General features: G+C 59.6%; 21 protein-coding genes. 10 read left to right on the top strand and 11 right to left on the bottom strand.

Annotated features, from left to right (window positions below; genetic code table 11):
• Positions 1 to 6: 6 nt before the first annotated feature.
• Positions 7 to 783 (bottom strand): adenosylcobinamide-GDP ribazoletransferase, encoded by a 777-nt coding sequence (locus QD409_RS25430; protein WP_092855037.1) that lies wholly within the window; start codon positions 781 to 783, stop codon positions 7 to 9.
• A gap of 128 nt (positions 784 to 911) precedes the next feature.
• Here QD409_RS25430 and cobT point away from each other — a divergent pair, with 128 nt between their 5' ends.
• A complete protein-coding gene (cobT, locus tag QD409_RS25425) occupies positions 912 to 1,928 on the top strand; it encodes a nicotinate-nucleotide--dimethylbenzimidazole phosphoribosyltransferase (protein ID WP_092855035.1) in 1,017 nt (338 codons plus the stop codon).
• Between the two features lie 186 nt (positions 1,929 to 2,114).
• On the top strand, positions 2,115 to 2,507 hold the full coding sequence (locus tag QD409_RS25420) for a diacylglycerol kinase (RefSeq protein WP_092855033.1): 393 nt from the start codon (positions 2,115 to 2,117) through the stop codon (positions 2,505 to 2,507).
• Between the two features lie 17 nt (positions 2,508 to 2,524).
• On the opposite strand, the gene QD409_RS25415 is transcribed toward QD409_RS25420, so the two are convergent.
• Positions 2,525 to 4,054, bottom strand: a complete 1,530-nt coding sequence (locus QD409_RS25415) for a sensor histidine kinase (RefSeq protein ID WP_092855031.1) — start codon at positions 4,052 to 4,054, stop codon at positions 2,525 to 2,527.
• 123 nt (positions 4,055 to 4,177) lie between these two features.
• On the opposite strand from QD409_RS25415, the gene QD409_RS25410 reads away from it, so the two are divergent.
• The 3 genes from QD409_RS25410 to QD409_RS25400 all read left to right on the top strand — a co-directional run bounded on the left by QD409_RS25410 (position 4,178) and on the right by QD409_RS25400 (position 5,936).
• Positions 4,178 to 4,759 carry a thermonuclease family protein gene (locus tag QD409_RS25410; protein ID WP_430763978.1) on the top strand — a complete coding sequence of 194 codons (582 nt, stop codon included), beginning with the start codon at positions 4,178 to 4,180 and terminating at the stop codon, positions 4,757 to 4,759.
• Complete coding sequence (locus QD409_RS25405) at positions 4,749 to 5,381, top strand: uracil-DNA glycosylase family protein (RefSeq protein WP_430763977.1); 633 nt, start codon at positions 4,749 to 4,751, stop codon at positions 5,379 to 5,381. Before QD409_RS25410 ends, QD409_RS25405 begins: the two co-directional genes overlap by 11 nt.
• Before the next feature lie 66 nt (positions 5,382 to 5,447).
• On the top strand, positions 5,448 to 5,936 hold the full coding sequence (locus QD409_RS25400; RefSeq protein WP_069613098.1) for an Lrp/AsnC family transcriptional regulator: 489 nt from the start codon (positions 5,448 to 5,450) through the stop codon (positions 5,934 to 5,936).
• A gap of 61 nt (positions 5,937 to 5,997) precedes the next feature.
• Here QD409_RS25400 and QD409_RS25395 read toward each other — a convergent pair whose 3' ends face one another.
• The gene (locus QD409_RS25395; protein WP_092855025.1) at positions 5,998 to 6,870 is read right to left on the bottom strand and encodes an NAD(P)-dependent oxidoreductase; all 873 of its coding nucleotides are present in this window, start codon (positions 6,868 to 6,870) and stop codon (positions 5,998 to 6,000) included.
• 267 nt (positions 6,871 to 7,137) lie between these two features.
• On the opposite strand from QD409_RS25395, the gene QD409_RS25390 reads away from it, so the two are divergent.
• The 4 genes from QD409_RS25390 to QD409_RS25375 all read left to right on the top strand — a co-directional run bounded on the left by QD409_RS25390 (position 7,138) and on the right by QD409_RS25375 (position 11,140).
• Positions 7,138 to 8,106: an aliphatic sulfonate ABC transporter substrate-binding protein gene (locus QD409_RS25390; RefSeq protein ID WP_430763976.1), complete on the top strand. Its 969-nt coding sequence runs from the start codon at positions 7,138 to 7,140 to the stop codon at positions 8,104 to 8,106.
• A 195-nt stretch (positions 8,107 to 8,301) separates the two neighbouring features.
• On the top strand, positions 8,302 to 9,477 hold the full coding sequence (gene ssuD / locus QD409_RS25385) for an FMNH2-dependent alkanesulfonate monooxygenase (RefSeq protein ID WP_430763975.1): 1,176 nt from the start codon (positions 8,302 to 8,304) through the stop codon (positions 9,475 to 9,477).
• 24 nt (positions 9,478 to 9,501) lie between these two features.
• Entirely contained in the window at positions 9,502 to 10,338 is an 837-nt protein-coding gene (gene ssuC, locus QD409_RS25380; protein ID WP_092855021.1) for an aliphatic sulfonate ABC transporter permease SsuC, read from the top strand.
• Between the two features lie 10 nt (positions 10,339 to 10,348).
• Positions 10,349 to 11,140, top strand: coding sequence for an ATP-binding cassette domain-containing protein (locus tag QD409_RS25375; RefSeq protein WP_092855019.1), 792 nt, complete (start codon positions 10,349 to 10,351; stop codon positions 11,138 to 11,140).
• Here QD409_RS25375 and QD409_RS25370 read toward each other — a convergent pair.
• The 4 genes from QD409_RS25370 to QD409_RS25355 form a co-directional block, all read right to left on the bottom strand.
• Positions 11,137 to 11,613 (bottom strand): SRPBCC family protein, encoded by a 477-nt coding sequence (locus tag QD409_RS25370; RefSeq protein WP_092855017.1) that lies wholly within the window; start codon positions 11,611 to 11,613, stop codon positions 11,137 to 11,139. The genes QD409_RS25375 and QD409_RS25370 overlap by 4 nt on opposite strands.
• A complete protein-coding gene (locus QD409_RS25365; RefSeq protein ID WP_092855015.1) occupies positions 11,610 to 11,954 on the bottom strand; it encodes an ArsR/SmtB family transcription factor in 345 nt (114 codons plus the stop codon). Before QD409_RS25365 ends, QD409_RS25370 begins: the two co-directional genes overlap by 4 nt.
• Positions 11,947 to 12,639 (bottom strand): glutathione S-transferase family protein, encoded by a 693-nt coding sequence (locus tag QD409_RS25360; RefSeq protein WP_092855013.1) that lies wholly within the window; start codon positions 12,637 to 12,639, stop codon positions 11,947 to 11,949. The genes QD409_RS25365 and QD409_RS25360 overlap by 8 nt, the downstream gene beginning before the upstream one ends.
• A gap of 129 nt (positions 12,640 to 12,768) precedes the next feature.
• The gene (locus QD409_RS25355) at positions 12,769 to 13,593 is read right to left on the bottom strand and encodes a methyltransferase domain-containing protein (RefSeq protein ID WP_430763974.1); all 825 of its coding nucleotides are present in this window, start codon (positions 13,591 to 13,593) and stop codon (positions 12,769 to 12,771) included.
• A 143-nt stretch (positions 13,594 to 13,736) separates the two neighbouring features.
• Between QD409_RS25355 and QD409_RS25350 the strand changes: the two genes are divergently transcribed.
• Positions 13,737 to 14,462, top strand: coding sequence for a DUF2270 domain-containing protein (locus tag QD409_RS25350; protein WP_092855009.1), 726 nt, complete (start codon positions 13,737 to 13,739; stop codon positions 14,460 to 14,462).
• Between the two features lie 50 nt (positions 14,463 to 14,512).
• On the opposite strand, the gene QD409_RS25345 is transcribed toward QD409_RS25350, so the two are convergent.
• From QD409_RS25345 to QD409_RS25330, 4 genes are all read right to left on the bottom strand, one after another.
• On the bottom strand, positions 14,513 to 14,779 hold the full coding sequence (locus QD409_RS25345; RefSeq protein WP_092855007.1) for an usg protein: 267 nt from the start codon (positions 14,777 to 14,779) through the stop codon (positions 14,513 to 14,515).
• 185 nt (positions 14,780 to 14,964) lie between these two features.
• A complete protein-coding gene (locus QD409_RS25340; protein WP_092855005.1) occupies positions 14,965 to 15,795 on the bottom strand; it encodes an ABC transporter permease in 831 nt (276 codons plus the stop codon).
• Positions 15,792 to 16,604 (bottom strand): ABC transporter permease, encoded by an 813-nt coding sequence (locus QD409_RS25335; protein WP_092855003.1) that lies wholly within the window; start codon positions 16,602 to 16,604, stop codon positions 15,792 to 15,794. The genes QD409_RS25340 and QD409_RS25335 overlap by 4 nt, the downstream gene beginning before the upstream one ends.
• A 118-nt stretch (positions 16,605 to 16,722) precedes the next feature.
• The gene (locus QD409_RS25330) at positions 16,723 to 17,505 is read right to left on the bottom strand and encodes a lysine/arginine/ornithine ABC transporter substrate-binding protein (RefSeq protein ID WP_092855001.1); all 783 of its coding nucleotides are present in this window, start codon (positions 17,503 to 17,505) and stop codon (positions 16,723 to 16,725) included.
• Positions 17,506 to 17,751 lie beyond the last annotated feature (246 nt).

The raw sequence follows: 17,751 nt of genomic DNA, 5'->3' as shown, positions 1-17,751 counted from the left end.
GAGGCTTCAAACGCACATGGCAAGGGTACAGAGCGAGGCGATCTCGCAAATCTGCTGCGTCGCTCCGATGGTGTCACCGGTATGGCCGGACAGTCTTCGGCGCACATGCCTGTTCAACAAAAACGTCGCGATGGCGACGACCAGAAGGCAGGAGATAAGCGCGGGAATGCCGAGGCTCGGCCAGATCAATAGCGCGGCAAGGCCAAGCGTCGTGATCAGCGCCAGCTGCATGGCGTCGCCATCCGGCTGGCCGGCAGAAGCCGCGACTCCGTCCGGTTTTGCCGAAGGGAGCACATGCCAATGCCATACCATTGCTCCGCGGCTGAGTACGGCCGCGGCGAGAAGTGCGATGGCTGCGCCCGACGGCGTGGCGTGACGGGCAATGGCGGCCAACGCCGCTGCACGCAGCCCAAAGGACAGGATCAGCGCGGCCGCGCCATAGGTGCCGATGCGGCTGTCCTTCATGATGGACAGGATGCGATCGCGATCCGTACCGCCGCCCAGTCCATCGGCGGTGTCGCTGAGACCGTCTTCGTGCAAAGCCCCCGTCGTGATCGTTTGCACCGTGAGAGCGAGAAGCGCTGCCATCAGCGGATCGGCATGCAAAGCAAGCAGTAAGCCGAAGGCAGCGGCGGCGGGGAACACGACCAGCAGGCCGGCCAAGGGAAAGGCCCTTGAAACCGACGCGAGCTTGCCGTCATAAGCTGCAAAGAAGGATGTCGAAACGGGGATGCGGCTTAGGAAAGCGACGGCGCGCGCGGTGTCGCGCATATATTCCCGCATTTCTTCCGCTCCCTGCTATTTGCACGGCTGCATCGAACGCTTTTGGAGTTGTTCGCGCCGTTTCCTAAGACTAATAGAGTCGCACGCAAAGAACCTGATTTGAGACCAAAAGACAAGGAACGGCATTCATGAGCGTAACCGGCTTGCCATTCGACGATTTCCGCACGCTGCTGCGCGACCTTCCAGGCCCGGATGCACGCGCGCTCGTGGCAGCGCGCGAGCGCGACGCGCAGCTCACCAAACCGCCAGGCGCGCTCGGCCGTCTCGAGGAGATCGCCTTCTGGCTGGCCGCCTGGACCGGCCGCCCGCCTGCCGTGACCCGGCCGCTGGTCGCGATTTTCGCCGGCAATCATGGCGTCACCAAGCAGGGGATTACGCCGTTCCCGCCTTCCGTCACGCAGCAGATGGTGGAGAATTTCGCTGCCGGCGGCGCGGCGATCAACCAGATCTGCGTCGCTTACGACCTCGGCCTCAAGATCTTCGATCTGGCGCTCGATTTTCCGACCGCCGATATCACCGAGGAGCCGGCGCTCAGCGAACGCGATTGCGCTGCCACCATGGCCTTCGGTATGGAAGCGATTGCCGGCGGCACGGATCTGCTCTGCGTCGGCGAGATGGGTATCGGCAATACCACGATCGCCGCCGCCATCCATTATGCGCTTTACGGCGGCAAGGCGGAGGACTGGGTCGGTCCCGGAACCGGCTCTGAGGGTGAGATGCTGAAGCGCAAGATCGCCGCCGTCGAGAAGGCGGTCGCGCTGCACCGTGATCATCTTTCCGATCCGCTCGAAATCCTGCGTCGCCTCGGTGGCCGTGAGATCGCCGCTATGGCTGGCGCTATTCTTGCGGCGCGCATGGAACGCATCCCTGTCATCATCGACGGCTATGTCGCGACGGCCGCAGCCTCTATTCTCAAGGCTGCCAATCCGTCGGCGCTCGATCATTGCCTGATCGGCCATGTCTCCGGCGAGCCGGGGCATCTGAAGTCGATCGAAAAGCTCGGCAAGACGCCGCTTCTGGCGCTCGGCATGCGGCTCGGCGAAGGCACAGGTGCTGCGCTCGCAGCCGGGATCGTCAAGGCGGCCGCTGCCTGTCATTCCGGTATGGCGACCTTCGAAAGTGCAGGCGTCGCCAACAAGCATTGATGGGATCTTGCGGCGAGATGCTCGAAGGGTATTTCGCCGCCGATTTTCCTGTGGAACTATCGGTTCGCGTCATAAATCTGTAATGAATTCTGAGGGTGCTCGGAAGTGTCGCCTTGCCTCGGCGAGAGCGAGGCGGTATTCGCAAGGCGCCTAAATCGCAATCGGAACATTACGGGCGGAGCGGGAATGGCTGAGTTTTCGAAACCTGCAGTGACCAAGGAAACCGGAATCCGGCATTTCTTCGCCGCTGCCAGCTATTCGTGGGGCGGTTTTCAGCGGCTGCTTCAGGAAGCTGCCTTCCGTCAGGAGCTTCTGTTCGCGGGAATTTCGCTGATCCTGCTGATTGTCGTGGGCGCAAGTGTCGGCGAGATCATTATCGCCGTGGTGCTTTTCCTGGGCGTTTTCGCCGTAGAGGCAATGAATACGGCCGTCGAAGAGGTTATCGACCGGATATCTCCAGAGATTTCCAACGTCGGCAAGCATGCCAAGGATCTCGGCTCCTTCGCGGTGCTCTGCATGCTGGTCGCCTCCGGTCTTTATCTGCTTTACGTCATCGGCAGCCATTTGCTTTTCCGCTAGGCCGCGGAATCTGAACTTCAGGCGAAGCTCTTCTTGCGCCGCCCGGCAAGCGGAGCGTCTTCCACCGCCGGCAGGCTTTGCAGCACCCGCTTGGCCGGCAGGATCGCTATGACCTCGGTGCCTTCCCGCAGCCTGGATTTCAGCAGGAACTGACCATCATGCTTGGCAAGAATGGCTTGCACGATCGGCAGACCAAGGCCAGTGCCTTGCTCAGCACTCTTGATGGCGATCGAGCCCTGACCGAAGGCGGAGAGCACCACCGGAATTTCCTCTTCGGGAATGCCAGGCCCATTGTCCTTGATCGCCACATACTCCCCGCCGCCCGCCGTCCAGCCGACCTTGACGGTGATCTCGCCGCCCTGCGGCGTGAACTTCACGGCATTCGACAGCAGATTGAGGATGACCTGCCGCATGGACTTTTCATCGGCCCAGACGGACGGGAGCTGCGGCTCGATCTGCGAGGAGATGGAAATATTCTTGGCGCGGGCGCGTAGCTGCACCATGCCGATGCAGTCTTCCGTAATATCGAGCAGAGAGATGGCTTCCTCGTTCAGCTCATATTTGCCGGCTTCGATGCGCGACAGGTCGAGGATTTCGTTGATCAGGTTGAGCAGGTGCTGCCCGGATCGATGGATATCGGTGGTGTATTCCCGGTAGGTCGGATTGTTCAGCGGTCCCATGACTTCGGCCGACATGACCTCGGAGAAGCCGAGAATAGCGTTCAGCGGCGTCCTGAGCTCATGCGACATGGAGGCCAGGAATCGCGACTTGGCGAGGTTTGCCTCTTCCGCGCGCCGGCGCGCCTCGTCGGACATGGAGTTTGCGACCTCGAGTTCCGCGATCAGGTCGTCCTTCTCCGATTGGAAGGAGAGGATCTTCAGATTGGATTGAAACATCCTGTTGGTGATGAAGGTGAAGAAGATCACGGCAACCGAGACGGCGGCGGTCAGCGCAATGTCCGAGGGTTTTCGGGTCAGGATCGCGGTCACGACCAGCACCACGGTTGCCGGCGCAAACGCGAAAGGCACGGCGCGCGGCAGCATGAAGCTTGCCATAGCCGTGATGCAGATCGCCACCAGCAAGGTCGTGCCCTTGTACAGGCTGAAACTGTCTCCGCCGCAAGTCGAGCAGTTCTGCATCGCGAACATTGCCCAGCAGAGGCCCGTCAGCAGCTGCCCCAGCAACAGGATCTGCCGCCACTTCCTGGCACTTTCAAGTGTCATTTCCTGCTTCTTGGCGCGTCTGCCGAGCAGCATGTTGACGGCGTGCGCCGTCAGGATCGGAATGGTCCACAGGAAGATCCCCGCGTCGCGGGTCAGGTACACCCCGAGCGCGGCGACGACGACGACAAAGATCGGGACGATAGCAGCGCCCTGCAGCAGCGTGTCGATGTGCATGGCCATGAGTTCGCTGTCGAAATTGCTGCTGTGCCCCGTCTGCAGGCGCTCGCGCGTCTCCCGCACGGCCTTCGACACAGCCCGGTTGTGGTGGCTGCGCGATCGGTCGACGATGTTTTTATCTGTCGATGTGCTGACGCCGGTTCTCATGGTTTCGTTGAAACTTGGTCTGCGTGAGATTACAGACTAGCTGCCAAATCTTAAGAAGATGCTGCGCTGAAATGATTTGTTTGCCATCTTCGCCAAGGATTTGTTGTTAAAGGAGGCAGGAACGTGATGCGGTCAGGCCGCCTTTTTCGAGACGGCGCGGCCACATTTGCTTTGCTCGCCATTCTCGCTTTGCTCGCGTTGAAAATGAATAATCGGCCGGAACTCGTTCACACAGGCGACTTTTATGTTATCGACGGTGATACGCTTTCCTCTGACGGAGACCGTCTGCGATTGAAGGGCATCGATGCGCCGGAATATCGGCAACGGTGTCGGCGCGATGGCGCCGATTGGGCATGCGGCGAAGAAGCGCGCAAGGCTCTCGCCACAATCGTTAAGACCGGCAAGCCGGAATGCCGCGGGCAGGAGAGGGATCGCTATGGTCGCCTCCTGGTGACTTGCGTGGTTGGCGATGTCGATATTAATGCCGCGATGGTTCGCAAAGGCATGGCGCTTTCCTATGGCGGCTATGCCGCCGAAGAGCGGGCGGCACGGCAAGCGAAGGCGGGCGTATGGGCTGGCGATTTCGAACGGCCCGGCGATTACCGGCGCGAGGAGCGAATGCAACAATCCGCAGCGGATGATCCGATGAAGGGTCTGATAGACTATATAAGGCAGCTCGTCGGCTGGGGCTCGCATGATGAATGAAGCAGAATTGCAGAAGCTGAGCCAGGCGATTGCCGCCTGCCGCGTCTGTCGGGATAAGCCGGCCAAGGGTGAGGCGTATCGGCTGCCGCACGAGCCGCGGCCGGTTGCCACTCTTTCCTCGACTGCGCGCATCCTGATTGCCGGGCAGGCGCCGGGCCTGCGCGTTCACGAGAGCGGCCTGCCGTTCAACGACGCTTCCGGTGATCGCCTGCGGCAGTGGCTGAACGTCGATCGCGAGAGTTTCTACAACCCCGATCATTTTGCCATTCTGCCGATGGGCTTCTGTTTCCCGGGCTATGATGCGGCCGGCAGCGACTTGCCGCCACGCAAGGAATGCGCGCCGTTGTGGCGCCGGAGAGCCATGGAGGCAATGCCGCAGATCGAGCTGATCCTGACCATCGGTCAATATGCCCAGACATGGCATATGGGCACTGAGCGGATGGCGTCCATGACCGAGACGGTCGCCGAATGGCGGCGCTATCTCCTGACCAACCGTTCGCCGGCCATACTGCCGTTACCGCACCCAAGCTGGCGCAATAGCGGCTGGCTGAAGCGCCATCCCTGGTTTGAGGAGGAACTGCTTCCCGTATTACAAGAACGTGTGAGATTCCTGGTTTCCTGAAAAAAGTTTCTTTTCTCGTCCCTGAAATAGGCTATAGAGAGAATATAATTCGAAGGGATGCTTAAAATGGACCGCCTTGATCGCAAAATTCTGCGCCTGTTGCAGGAGGACTCCACTCTGGCCGTGGCCGACCTTGCCAAGAAGGTCGGATTGTCGACGACACCCTGCTGGCGCCGCATCCAGAAGATGGAAGAGGATGGCGTCATTCGCCGTCGCGTGGCTCTTCTTGACCCTGAAAAGGTCAACACGAAGGTTACCGTTTTCGTTTCCATCCGCACCAACAGCCACTCCATCGAATGGCTGAAGCGCTTCTCCGAAGTCATCGCCGATTTTCCGGAAGTGGTCGAGTTCTATCGCATGAGCGGTGACGTCGACTATCTGCTGCGCGTCGTCGTTCCCGATATCGCCGCCTATGACGCCTTCTACAAGCGCATGATCGCCAAGATCGAAATCCGCGACGTCTCCTCCGCTTTTGCTATGGAGCAGATCAAGTATTCGACGGAACTGCCGCTCGATTACATGCTGCTTGAGAATGCCAAGTCCAACGAGGATTGATCTAGACTGAGCGCCGCTGTCTTGAGGCGCTCAGCCGATGTCGCCAATTGGGGCGGTCTTCCTATTTCCTGTCCAGGCGCGCGAGCAGCGAGGAGGTATCCCAGCGATTGCCTCCCATCGCCTGGACATCGCCGTAGAACTGGTCGACGAGCGCCGTCAGCGGTAATTTGGCTTGGTTACGGCGGGCTTCCTCAAGGACGATGCCGAGATCCTTGCGCATCCAATCGACGGCGAAGCCGAAATCGTACTTGCCGGCATTCATGGTCTTGTGGCGGTTTTCCATCTGCCATGAGCCGGCGGCACCCTTGGAAATGACGTCCACGACCTTTTCGATATCGAGCCCGGCCTGCTTGCCGAAATGAATGCCTTCGGCCAAGCCCTGCACGATGCCGGCGATGCAGATCTGGTTGATCATCTTGGTCAGCTGCCCCGCGCCGGCCGACCCCATCAGGCCAACCATGCGGGCATAAGCGTCGATGACGGGACGGGCCTTCTCGAACGCGGCTTCGTGGCCGCCGCACATCACAGTCAGCACGCCGTTTTCGGCGCCAGCCTGCCCGCCGGAAACCGGCGCGTCGATGAACTCCACGCCCTTTTCCTTGGCTGCCGCATAGAGCTCGCGGGCAACTTCGGCGCTGGCGGTCGTATTGTCGATGAGGACTGCGCCCGCCTTCATGCTTGAAAAGACGCCGTTTTCACCTGTAGTCACCGAGCGCAGGTCATCATCATTGCCGACGCAGGTGAAGACGAAGTCGGCGTCTTCGGCGGCTTTGGCCGGGGTAGGGGCGAATTTGCCGTCATATTGCTTGGCCCATGCCTCGGCTTTGGCGATGGTGCGGTTGTAGACGGTAACGTCATGCCCGCCCTTGACCTTGAGATGCCCTGCCATCGGGTAACCCATTACGCCCATGCCAATGAACGCGACCTTTGCCATTCTTATAACTCCCTGTCCGAATTCGACTCGAAGGCTTAGCGGAAAGCCCGAAGGGACGGAAGGCCGATCTATCGGGCAACTTGTCACCGTAGCACAGCATTTGAAATCACATTTCTGATTTTTCCATTTTCGGGAATTAAATTTCGATTTGTGCCCAAAACTTCATAATATCCTTTGTCGATATAATCTATGGATTTGCGATCCTTAGCTATCGACAACGAGCCGATGGCCGCGGAAGCGCCAGGGCCTCATGAAAAGGGATCCTCGATGATTTCGCGCAGACAGACACTCGGCCTCCTCGGCGCCACGGCGGCCGCCTTTGCTTTGCCTTCGATCCGGTCGGCGCGAGCGGCCGCAGCAACGACGCTTCGGATCGGCTGGCAGAAGAACGGTGTGCTGGCGCTCGCCAAACGCAAGGGCGCGCTGGAAAGGCGGCTTTCCGATCGCGGGATCTCGGTCGAATGGTCGGAGTTCACCTCAGGTCCGCCGCTGCTCGAAGCGCTTGGTGCGGGCGCTCTCGATTTCGGCGCTACCGGTGACGTGCCGCCGCTCTTTGCACAGGCCGCCAACGGCAACCTGCTCTATGTCGGCCTCTACACCGGCAGTCCCGAAAGCTCGGCCATTCTGGTTCGCAAGGATTCGCCGATCCAGACGCTCGCCGATCTCAAGGGCAAGAAAGTCGCTTTCAAGCGCGGTTCCAGCGCCCACAACGTCACGGTTAAGGCGCTGCGCAAAGGAGGGCTCACGGTCAACGACATTCAGGCACTGGATCTTGCGCCGCCGGATGCTTCAGCAGCGTTCAAGACCGGCGCGATCGACGCCTGGTCGATCTGGGATCCGTATCTCGCCATCGCCGAGGCAGACCCGGATACCCGCATCCTGACGACAGCGCGTGGGATCGTCGACTCCTTCAGCTACTTCCTCGCCAACACTGATTTCACCAAGGATAACCCGCAGGTCGTCGCCGACATCCTTGATGAGCTTGCCAAGGTCGGCGCAGCGGCACAGTCCCATCTGGATGAAAGCGTTGCAGCGCTAGCCGAAATTACCGGCGTTCCGGCAGCGGTGACCCGAGTGACACTGACGCGTCCCGGCGCCGATCTCGGCGGTGTCTCGACCATCACGGATGCCGCAATTGCCTATCAGCAGGGCTTGGCCGATGAATTCTACAATCTCGGGATCGTGCCGAAGAAACTGACCGTCACGGATATCGTCTGGCGACCGAAGGCGAGCTGAGGAGCGGCCACTGCCGCTGCGGCAACCCACATCCGAAACACTACGGATGTGGGTCGCTTCAGCAAAAATATTCCGTCCAATGCCTGGCAATAGAAAATCTGCATTGTCGATATAATCCATAGTCTATGTCACTATCCAGATCGAACATCGGGAAGTGGCTTCCGATCACGCGCATCCAGAAGGCAGGAAAACGTCATGACCGCGACCGCAAAACCCATCGATTTTCTCTGGTTCATTCCGACTTCCGGCGACGGCACCTATCTCGGCACCTCCGATCTCAATCGGGGGCCGGAGATCGGATACCTCCAGCAGATCGCGCAGGCGGTCGATCGCCTTGGCTATTCCGGCGTATTGCTGCCGACGGGCGTCTCCTGCGAGGAATCCTTCGTTACCGCAGCTGCTCTTTCCGCCCATACGCAGAAGTTGAAGTTCCTCGTCGCGATCCGCCCGGGTACGGCGTCGCCAGCCTACTATGCGCGTCTCGCCTCGACGCTCGATCGTGTCTCGAATGGCCGCGTTCTGCTCAACATCGTCGTTGGCGGCAGCCCGGCCGAGCTGGCGGGCGACGGCATTCATCTGGAACATGACGAGCGCTATGCCCATGCCGATGAATTTTTCCACGTCTGGGAGGAGTTGCTGGAGACGGGCTCGTCCACCTTCGAAGGCAAGTATATCAAGGCGATCAATGCGCGGCTGGGCCTGCCGCCGGTACAGGCGCCGCGGCCGCCGCTCTATTTCGGTGGCTCTTCCGATGCCGGTATCGACTTCTCCGTCGGTCGCGTCGACAAATATCTGACCTGGGGTGAGCCGCCGGCGCAGGTGGCTGAAAAGATCGAGAAGGTGCGGGCTGCGGCCGCCAAGCGCGGACGCGAGGTGAGCTTCGGCATCCGCCTGCACTTTATCGTTCGCGAGACGGACGAAGAGGCATGGGCCGCCGCTGAGAAGCTGATTTCCAAGCTCGATGACGAGACGATCCGCGAGGCGCAGGAGCAATTCGTCACGCAGTCGGACTCCGTGGGGCAGAAGCGCATGGCGGCTTTGCATGGCGGTCGTCGCGACAAGCTCGAAGTGTCGCCGAACCTCTGGGCCGGTGTCGGACTGGTTCGCGCCGGTGCCGGCACGGCACTTGTGGGGTCGCCGAAAACGGTGGCGGCAAGGCTACGCGAATATCAGGAGCTCGGCATCGAAACCGTGATCGGCTCCGGCTATCCGCATCTGGAGGAAGCCTATCGTGTCGCTGAGCTTCTGTTCCCCGAACTCGGCTTGAGCCGCGAGGAACAGCGCGCGGGATTCCGCAACGAGTTCGGCGCCAAACAGATCTTTGCGGGCGGCAGCCACGGCGGCAATCTGAAGGTGGTTTCCGGCTCGTAACGCCACCTTTGAAGGGAGATCCCCATGACGGCATTCGACACGTCTTTCGTACGCGTGGGTTCGGAACGCCGCACGCGCCCGGCCAGGGCCGCACGGCAGGCCATCTCGTTTCAGAGGTTTCTGCCCTTCCTGCTGCCAATCGTCGTCATCGCGGCATGGCAGCTCGGATCGTCGTTCGGATGGATCTCCACCCGCATCATGCCGTCGCCGGCGGCAGTCGTGGTCGCTTTCTGGCAGACCACGATCTCGGGGCAGCTGCCGAACAACATCCTCGTCAGCGCCGGTCGCGCGTTTGCGGGCTTGCTGGTCGGCGGCTCGATCGGCTTCCTGTTCGGTATAGCCAACGGCGTATCCAGGCTTTCGGAGCAATTGACCGATACGACGCTGCAAATGCTGCGCACCATCCCGCACCTCGCCATGGTGCCGCTCGTCATTCTCTGGTTCGGGATCGGCGAGGAATCGAAGCTGTTCCTGACGGCACTTGGCGTGCTCTTCCCGATCTACCTCAACACCTATCACGGTGTGCGCAATGTCGACCGCGGACTGATCGAAATGGGACGGGTCTATGGTATGAGCAACTGGACGCTGTTCCGGAAGGTCATCTTTCCCGGCGCCTTGCCATCCATTCTCGTCGGACTGCGCTTTGCCCTCGGCATCATGTGGCTGACGCTCATCGTTGCTGAATCGATCGCGGCGTCGTCAGGCATCGGTTACATGGCCAACAATGCCCGTGAATTCGGCATGACCGATGTCGTCGTCCTGACGCTGGTCATCTACGCCATTCTCGGCAAGCTCGCCGATGTGGTTGCGCGGACGATCGAGCGCAGGGCGTTGCGCTGGAACCCGGCCTATCAGAATTGAGGAACCTGCCATGAGCGTCAACGTACTCGATCGCCCACGGGCTGAAGCTGAACATGCGGCTCCGCAGGCCGCGGCCATCCATATCAAGGGGCTGGAGAAGAGCTTCGGAAACAACCGCGTTCTGCGTGGCATCGATCTCGATATTCCCGCCGGCCAGTTCGTTGCCGTCATCGGCAAGAGCGGCTGCGGCAAGAGTACGCTACTGCGCATCCTGATGGGACTGGAAGAGCCGAGCGCTGGGCATCTGCGCTTCGAAGCGACCGATGGCAGCGAGGCGCAACCCAACACGCGCATCGTCTTTCAGGAGCCGCGGCTGCTGCCCTGGCTTTCCGTGGCAGACAATGCCGCCGTCGGTCTGGGCGAGGGCGTGCCGCAGGATGTGTTGCGGAAGGAGACTGCGTCCGTTCTTTCCGAGGTGCAGCTTGCCGAAAAGGCAGGCGAATGGCCTTCCAGCCTTTCCGGCGGACAGAAGCAGCGCGTGGCACTCGCCCGCGCACTCGTCAGCAAGCCCGGTATCCTTGCGCTCGATGAGCCGCTCGGTGCGCTGGATGCCCTGACGCGCGTCAGCATGCAGGAGCTGCTAAACCTCGTCTGGCGCGAGCTCGGCTTTACCGCGGTGCTGGTTACGCACGACGTCAGCGAAGCGGTGCATCTGGCCGATCGGGTCGTGGTGCTGGACGAGGGTAGGATCGTGCTCGATCTCGCCATTCCTCATGCGCATCCGCGCCGCCACGGCAATCCGGCGCTCGCCGAACTCGAAGGGCGGCTTTTGGCTGCCATCCTTGGCGAGATTCGGGGCTAATTCGCTCTCGTATCGTCCGCCTCGACAAAGAGTCTTAGATTGTCGAAGCCGATTTCCGTGCCCATTAACCGCGAACCATTGTCGCCATAGCCGTCGAGGAACACGACCTGTTCGACGAAGGTCATCTTCGTACCGCCGGGTTCCGGTTCAAAGCTGACCGTCGCCAGCGACACGGAAATTCTGATGTCGTCGAGCATCATGTCGAAAGCATAGATGAAGCGCTCGTTCGGGACGACGTCGACATAGCGGGCCTGATAGGCGTGCACGACGCCGTTGGTCGAGGCGGTCCGATTGCTTTCGCTGCCGCCGGTGCGGAAATCGAGCTGGAAATCCAGCTGCGTCCAGTCACCACTGCAGGCAAACCATCGCTGTTTCTGCTCGGGGATTGCCCAGGCATTGAAGACCCGCGGCAGCGGCGCCTTGAAGTGGCGCTCGATGGTGATGGTCGTATGGTCTGTCGATCTTTCGTTCATTCGCCCGTCGTCTCCGTCGATGTATCTGCCAGAAATATGTCGAGCCGGTCGAAGGTCCTGTTCCAGGATGCCTTGCGTTCGGCAATCCATCGCTCCACGGATGCCAGCGCCTCCTTGCGAAGATGATAGGTTCGCACCCGGCCGGCTTTTTCCGAGAGAACGAGCCCGCTGGTTTCCAGCACCTGCAGATGTTTCATCACGGTCGGCAGCGCCATGTCCAGGGGCTGGGCCAGTTCCGTGACGGAAGCAGGCCCTAGCCCGAGCCGGTCGATCATGCCGCGCCGGCTTTGGTCGGACAGGGCATGGAACATGCGGTCGAGCGCTTGCGCGTCTTCAAGCATTCGGCTTTTCCGGCCGGAGCGGCGACGGCAATTTCTCGCTATAGGGATACATGTGGAAATAAGGCATGGCTTCCTTAAGGACGCGGGCAAAGGACGGACGGTCGAGGAGGCGCTGATAATAGGCCTTCAGCCGGGTATGCCCCTCTCCAAAGGGAACGACGGTTTCGGCATAGAAAAGCGCAGGTGCAGCGGCACAGTCTGCCATGGTCAGGCTGTTGCCGGTGATCCAGGTTTTCCCATCCAGCTGCTTTTCGATCATCCCATAGGCGGTGCGCAGCAGTGCCTGGGCTTCGGAAACGCCTTGCGGGCTTCGATCCCCGTCTGCCCGGCGGACGTCCGCGACTATTCTTTGCATCGGGTCCTGAACATATTGATCGAAGAATCGATCCCAAAGCCGGACGCACAGAGCATCCGACGGATCTGTTGGCAATAGCGGCGCTGCTCCGGTATAGTGCCGGTCGAGATATTCGATGATGATGCTGGTTTCAGGCACGGTGCTGTCGAGCGCTTCGTCGCGAAGCACCGGGAACTTGGCGAGCGGCCAGAGGCGCACCAATGAGGCGCGTGATTCCTCATTGCCGAGATCGATGATCCGGCTCTCGAACGGCGTGCCGTTTTCATAAAGCGCCATCAGCACCTTGTGGCAGAAGGAGGCGAGCGGATGCTGGTAGAGAGTGAGGGACATGCGACGACCTTTCCAAGTCCAAGGTTCGAGCTGAAACTTATCTGAATGGCTAAGTATCAGCTCGATCGCCGCGGAGCAAGAAAATAGTTATCCATTTGGATAACTATTTTCCACTTGATGTCGATGGTCTCAGTCTGTGCGGCGGCGGGCGATGATCAGATGGCCCGGCGTCGGCTGGCCATCCTGCATGCGGACGTTGATGTCGGTGATTTCGATGAGCTCGAAGCCGGTCGCCGTCAGCCGTTCGCGCACATAGGCCTCGGAATGGGCGAAACGCTGATGCGGGCCGACCATATATGGGCGTCCGGCCATTGTCGCTTCCGGCAGGGTCTCGGAAGAGAAGATGAAGAGGCCGCCCGCTGTCATGTTTTCGGCTGCGCCGAAGAACAGGGGTTCCAGCGCACCGAGATAGGGCAGGACATCGGTAGCGGTAATCAGATCGAAGGCATCCTCATCGTTGTCGTCGAGGAAGTCCTCGACCTCGGCGACGAAGAGGGTCTCGTAAACGTCCTTCTCGTGGGCTACTTCGACCATGTTTTCCGAGATATCGATGCCGGTGATGTCATCGACGATGTCGCGCAGGGTGCTCCCGGTCAGGCCCGTACCGCAGCCGAGATCGAGCATGCGCTTGAACGGTCCCAGGCCAAGTGTCTGCAGGCGCTGGCGAACGAGGACGGGAACGTGATAGCCGAGCTGTTCGACGAGCACATCCTCGAAAACCTCGGCGTGCTGATCGAACAGCGTCTCGACATAGGCATCCGGTGCTTTCACCGGTATCTCGCCGCGCCCCATCGAGGCGATGCGCACGGCAGCGCCGCCATGGTCTTCCGGATCGAGAGCCAAAACCTCTTCGTAGGCTTTGACCGCGGCGTCGATATCGCCCGCCTTCTCCAGTGCCAATGCCCGGTTGTAGGCTTCCGCCAGCGCGTCTTCGTCGATCTTCTTCTTTGCCATGGATGCCGGCCCTTCCTTTTGTCACGCAGGCATTAAGGCGCTTGATCAGCTTTTGCAATGCTTGCCTTGCAGGTGCAGAATATCGCTTTCGGTAAAGGCGAATTGAGGACGCTATCCGAATAAAAAACAAGGGAGGAACAACCATGGATACCGAACTGACCGCACCGAACCCAACAAACAGCCCAGTTGAGCGCGGTCGTCCCTCCATGCCGTCGTCATCGGCTGAAGTCACCAACACATTGACCCATTACTACCGGGGCGAACTGGCGAGGATGACAAGCTGGCGCGATCGCATCGACCGGACGTCGAACTGGGCGATCACGGTGGTTGCGGCTCTGCTTTCCGTGTCGCTATCGACGCCCTCGTCTCATCACGGCGTGCTGCTCTTCGGCATGATGCTGATCACGCTGCTACTGATGATCGAAGCGCGGCGATATCGCTTCTTCGATGTCTACCGCTCGCGCGTGCGGCAGCTGGAGCGGAACTATTTTGCGCAAATCCTGGCGCCGCAAGCCGAACTCAACAATGATTGGGCGCTGGCGATTGCGTCCAGTCTGCGCGCTCCGCGGCTGCTGCTCAGTTATGCCGAAGCGGCGCAGCGGCGCTTGCGGCGCAATTATTGCTGGATGTATGCGATCCTGCTGCTGGCGTGGGTCCTGAAGATTTCGACGCCAAGACTTCAGACTGATCCCGCCGCGCAAGAGATGGCGCATTCATGGAGCTACATCACCGACAATGCAGCACTCGGGCCGATCCCCGGCGTAGTTGTCATCGTTCTTGTCGCGGTTTTCTACGCTGCTGTTGTCTATGGCACGCTCCATCGCGGGTCGGATGAAGGGGACTTTGTCCATGGCGAAGCGCATGTCTGACGGCGGCAGCGTCGCCGTAAGAGAAACGCCGCACATTCGGCCTGATTGCCTCAGTGCAGGATGAATTCGCCTTTCACGGCCCGCCACTCGGTTGCCGATATGAGCTTGCGGTGAACGTAGTGTACCGAATGCAGCGGTCCGTCCAGCTTCTCCTGCCAGAATTTCAGGAAGCCGCGCATTTCGGGGAAGTTCGGGGCAAGGTCATAGTCCTGCCAGATATAGGTCTGGAGAAATTGCGGATGGTCGGGCAGGTGATAGAGGATCTGCGCCGTCGTCAACCCATAGCCTTGCAACTGCTTTTGCATGTCGTCGTGCATGAGCTTTCTCTTTCCGTTCCCATTCTTGTTCGTGACTCATGGTCACTAAGATATGGAAACAGCTCAAGGTAAACTCAAGCTTTACAAAAGTGTCGCAAAGGGAATTTCAATTAAATAATCAATGCGTTAGCAGCGATATCAAGCGAGTGCTGCCAATAAAGGCGGCTTGCGCCGCCTTTATCCGATCAGCGCTTGAGGTGGCGCGTCAGCCGGCCTTCCATCCAAGCCCAGCCGTTTCTCATGAACTCGACGATCACCAGATAGAAGATCGCTGCCCAGAGATAGATCTGGTAGTCGTAAGTCCGCGAAAACGCGTAGCGTGTTTCGCCCATGAGGTCATAGACCGTGATGATGGAAACCGTCGCCGAACTTTTTATCAGCAGGATGATTTCATTGCCGTAGGGGCGCAGGGCAACGATGAGCGCCTGGGGAATGATGATCTTGCGGAAGGCGATCCATGTATGGAAGCCGAGGGCGTTGGCCGCTTCGCTCTGGCCCTTCGGCACGCTCTGGATGGCAGCTCGAACGATTTCCGCCTGATAAGCGGCCGTATTGAGCGTCATGGCGAAGACGCCGCAATAGAATGGGTCCTTGAAGAACCACCACATGCCGATGTCCTCGAAGAACCAGCGGAAACTCGGGAACCCGTAGTAAACCATGAATATCTGCGCCAGGAGCGGCGTGCCGCGGAACAGATAGACATAGCAATAGGTCAGCGTGCTCAGGATCTTGTTGCTCGACATGCGGGCGAAGGCCAGCGGTAGCGACAGGATCGCGCCGAGCACAAAGGATATGGTGACCAGCTTGACGGTGATCCAGAGACCGTTGCGAAGCCTGGGTCCATATGTCACGACCTTATCGAGATCCCAGCCGAACACGATCATCGCCAGCAGCGAAATGCCGAGAACGGCCCATAAGCCTAGAAAGAAATAGCCAGCGATGCGGGCCTTGGATAGCTTTCTTGCCGTTTGCGGCGGAGCCGGCTGCGCCGCGATCAGAATTTCGGCATGGCTCATCGACGGACCTCCGCTTGCTTGGCCCATCGGTCGAGATAGAAGAGACCGATCGACGAAATGACGGCCAAGGTCAGATAGAACAGGCAGGCGATCGAATAGAAGGTGAAGGGCGCCTTGGTGACGCGCACGGCGATCCCCGTCTGCCTGATGATGTCTGCAAGACCGATGATCGACACGTAGGATGTGTCCTTCAACAGGTTCATCCAGAGGTTTCCGAGATTTGGCAGCGAGATGCGGACGAGCTGCGGCACAATGATCAGCCGCATGGTGCGTGCGCGATGGAAGCCCAAGGCATCGCCTGCCTCATACTGGCCTTTCGGAATAGCCTTGAAAGCAGATACCAGCACTTCCGAGCAATAGGCCGAAAAGACGATTGCCAGCGCGACCATGCCCGCAGCGAAGGCATTGATCTCGATGGGACCGTTATAGCCGAATTTGGCAAGCAGCGTTTGCAGCAGGATCTGCAGGCCGTAGTAAATGATGAAGAGCGTCAGCAGCTCCGGCAGGCCGCGGAAAATCGTGGTGAAGACGCCGGCGGCAAGCCGCAGCGACCTCTCTTCCGATTGCTGAGCAAGTGCGACGAAGAAACCGATGACGATCCCGAGTGGCAGCGTCGCGAGAGAGACGGCGATGGTAATCTTCAGGCCACCGGCCAGCTCATCTCCCCAGCCCGCATCGCCACAGGCGAGCATCGTGTGCGGGCTGAACATGGTAAACACGGTGAATAGTCCGGCCGGACCACACAACGGGTCGAAAATCGTACTCAACCAGGTCCACAAGGAACCGACGGCGGAAAACAATCCGCTCATGCTGTATTTCCCCTAGCGGCTTTTGCCGCGTTTCTGCTTATATTCTTCTCGTTGTCAAACAAAAACGGCGGAAGAGCAAGCTTCCGCCGTCGTCTTTTCCCAAGGAATCGACGGGCGATCAGCCGCCGTAAACGTCGAAATCGAAGTACTTGTCCTGAATCTTCTTATAGGTGCCGTCCGCACGGATCGCATCGATGGCCGCGTTGAGCTTGTCACGGAGAGCCGTGTCGCCCTTTCGGATGGCAATGCCTGCGCCAGCACCGTTGATGACCGGGTCGTTCTTCAGCGTGCCGAGCATCTTGCAGCAGCTGCCGGCGTCCGACTTTACCCATTCTGACAGGACGACGACGTCGTCGATGGCGGCATCGATACGGCCATTGCCGAGGTCGAGCTTGTATTCGTCAGCTGAGGGATAGAGCTTCAACTGCGCGTCCTTCAGGTGGGCGGAAGCGTAATTGGCATGCGTCGTGGAGGACTGGGCACCGATCGACTTGCCCTTCAGACCTTCGTTGGTGGCCTCCTTGATGGTGGAGTCCTTCGGCACGGCGATCGCCGGCGGCGTGTTGTAGATCTTGTTGGTGAAGTCGACGATCTTCTGGCGTTCCGGTGTGATCGACATGGACGAGATGATGGCGTCGAACTTCTTGGCCTGCAGGGCCGGAATGATGCCGTCGAAATCCTGGTTCACGAAGGTGCACTTGACCTTCATATGATCGCAAAGCGCGTTGGTTATATCGATGTCGAAGCCGACGAACTTGCCGCCTGCTTCCAGCGATTCGAAGGGCGGGTAGGTCGCGTCGGTGCCGAACACGATCGAATCGCCGTCGGCAAGCGCGGCGCCAGCGAAGAGTGACATCGCGGCGAAGGATGCGGCGGCAAAAAGACGAGTGGAGATGCGCATATTGGTCCTCTCTGGTGGTGGCCGGCAGCTCATTATTATTTCTTGGCAGACGGCTCGAGTGGAGCGGGTCGGTGGCCCGCCTTGCGCCGATATTCGTACTTTTTTTCCGGAAAATGCAACTGGAATCACGAAGGCAATCGCCATTGCGCAATTCCGCTGCAATGGAAACGCGCCAAAGGGAAATCTGAACGAAAGCCATCCGCTACGTTCAGCCGAGGTTAATTGCTGCAACCTAATAGTTCGGAA

Source organism: Rhizobium sp. BR 315 (assembly GCF_050577975.1).
Classification (GTDB): Bacteria; Pseudomonadota; Alphaproteobacteria; order Rhizobiales; family Rhizobiaceae; genus Rhizobium; species Rhizobium miluonense.
The sequence above is the reverse complement of the archived record's forward strand: the minus strand, read 5'-3'. Positions and strand labels throughout refer to the sequence as shown.

Excerpts from the sequence above, each read along its gene's own strand:
- QD409_RS25430 (WP_092855037.1), bottom strand. The coding sequence starts at position 783 with ATGCGGGAATATATGCGCGACACCGCGCGCGCCGTCGCTTTCCTAAGC.
- QD409_RS25360 (WP_092855013.1), bottom strand. The coding sequence starts at position 12,639 with ATGTCCCTCACTCTCTACCAGCATCCGCTCGCCTCCTTCTGCCACAAG.
- ssuC (WP_092855021.1), top strand. The coding sequence starts at position 9,502 with ATGACGGCATTCGACACGTCTTTCGTACGCGTGGGTTCGGAACGCCGC.
- ssuD (WP_430763975.1), top strand. The coding sequence starts at position 8,302 with ATGACCGCGACCGCAAAACCCATCGATTTTCTCTGGTTCATTCCGACT.
- QD409_RS25330 (WP_092855001.1), bottom strand. The coding sequence starts at position 17,505 with ATGCGCATCTCCACTCGTCTTTTTGCCGCCGCATCCTTCGCCGCGATG.
- QD409_RS25370 (WP_092855017.1), bottom strand. The coding sequence starts at position 11,613 with ATGAACGAAAGATCGACAGACCATACGACCATCACCATCGAGCGCCAC.
- QD409_RS25345 (WP_092855007.1), bottom strand. The coding sequence starts at position 14,779 with ATGCACGACGACATGCAAAAGCAGTTGCAAGGCTATGGGTTGACGACG.
- QD409_RS25340 (WP_092855005.1), bottom strand. The coding sequence starts at position 15,795 with ATGAGCCATGCCGAAATTCTGATCGCGGCGCAGCCGGCTCCGCCGCAA.
- QD409_RS25365 (WP_092855015.1), bottom strand. The coding sequence starts at position 11,954 with ATGCTTGAAGACGCGCAAGCGCTCGACCGCATGTTCCATGCCCTGTCC.
- QD409_RS25400 (WP_069613098.1), top strand. The coding sequence starts at position 5,448 with ATGGACCGCCTTGATCGCAAAATTCTGCGCCTGTTGCAGGAGGACTCC.
- QD409_RS25355 (WP_430763974.1), bottom strand. The coding sequence starts at position 13,593 with ATGGCAAAGAAGAAGATCGACGAAGACGCGCTGGCGGAAGCCTACAAC.
- QD409_RS25415 (WP_092855031.1), bottom strand. The coding sequence starts at position 4,054 with ATGAGAACCGGCGTCAGCACATCGACAGATAAAAACATCGTCGACCGA.
- cobT (WP_092855035.1), top strand. The coding sequence starts at position 912 with ATGAGCGTAACCGGCTTGCCATTCGACGATTTCCGCACGCTGCTGCGC.
- QD409_RS25405 (WP_430763977.1), top strand. The coding sequence starts at position 4,749 with ATGATGAATGAAGCAGAATTGCAGAAGCTGAGCCAGGCGATTGCCGCC.
- QD409_RS25390 (WP_430763976.1), top strand. The coding sequence starts at position 7,138 with ATGATTTCGCGCAGACAGACACTCGGCCTCCTCGGCGCCACGGCGGCC.
- QD409_RS25335 (WP_092855003.1), bottom strand. The coding sequence starts at position 16,604 with ATGAGCGGATTGTTTTCCGCCGTCGGTTCCTTGTGGACCTGGTTGAGT.
- QD409_RS25350 (WP_092855009.1), top strand. The coding sequence starts at position 13,737 with ATGGATACCGAACTGACCGCACCGAACCCAACAAACAGCCCAGTTGAG.
- QD409_RS25395 (WP_092855025.1), bottom strand. The coding sequence starts at position 6,870 with ATGGCAAAGGTCGCGTTCATTGGCATGGGCGTAATGGGTTACCCGATG.
- QD409_RS25375 (WP_092855019.1), top strand. The coding sequence starts at position 10,349 with ATGAGCGTCAACGTACTCGATCGCCCACGGGCTGAAGCTGAACATGCG.
- QD409_RS25420 (WP_092855033.1), top strand. The coding sequence starts at position 2,115 with ATGGCTGAGTTTTCGAAACCTGCAGTGACCAAGGAAACCGGAATCCGG.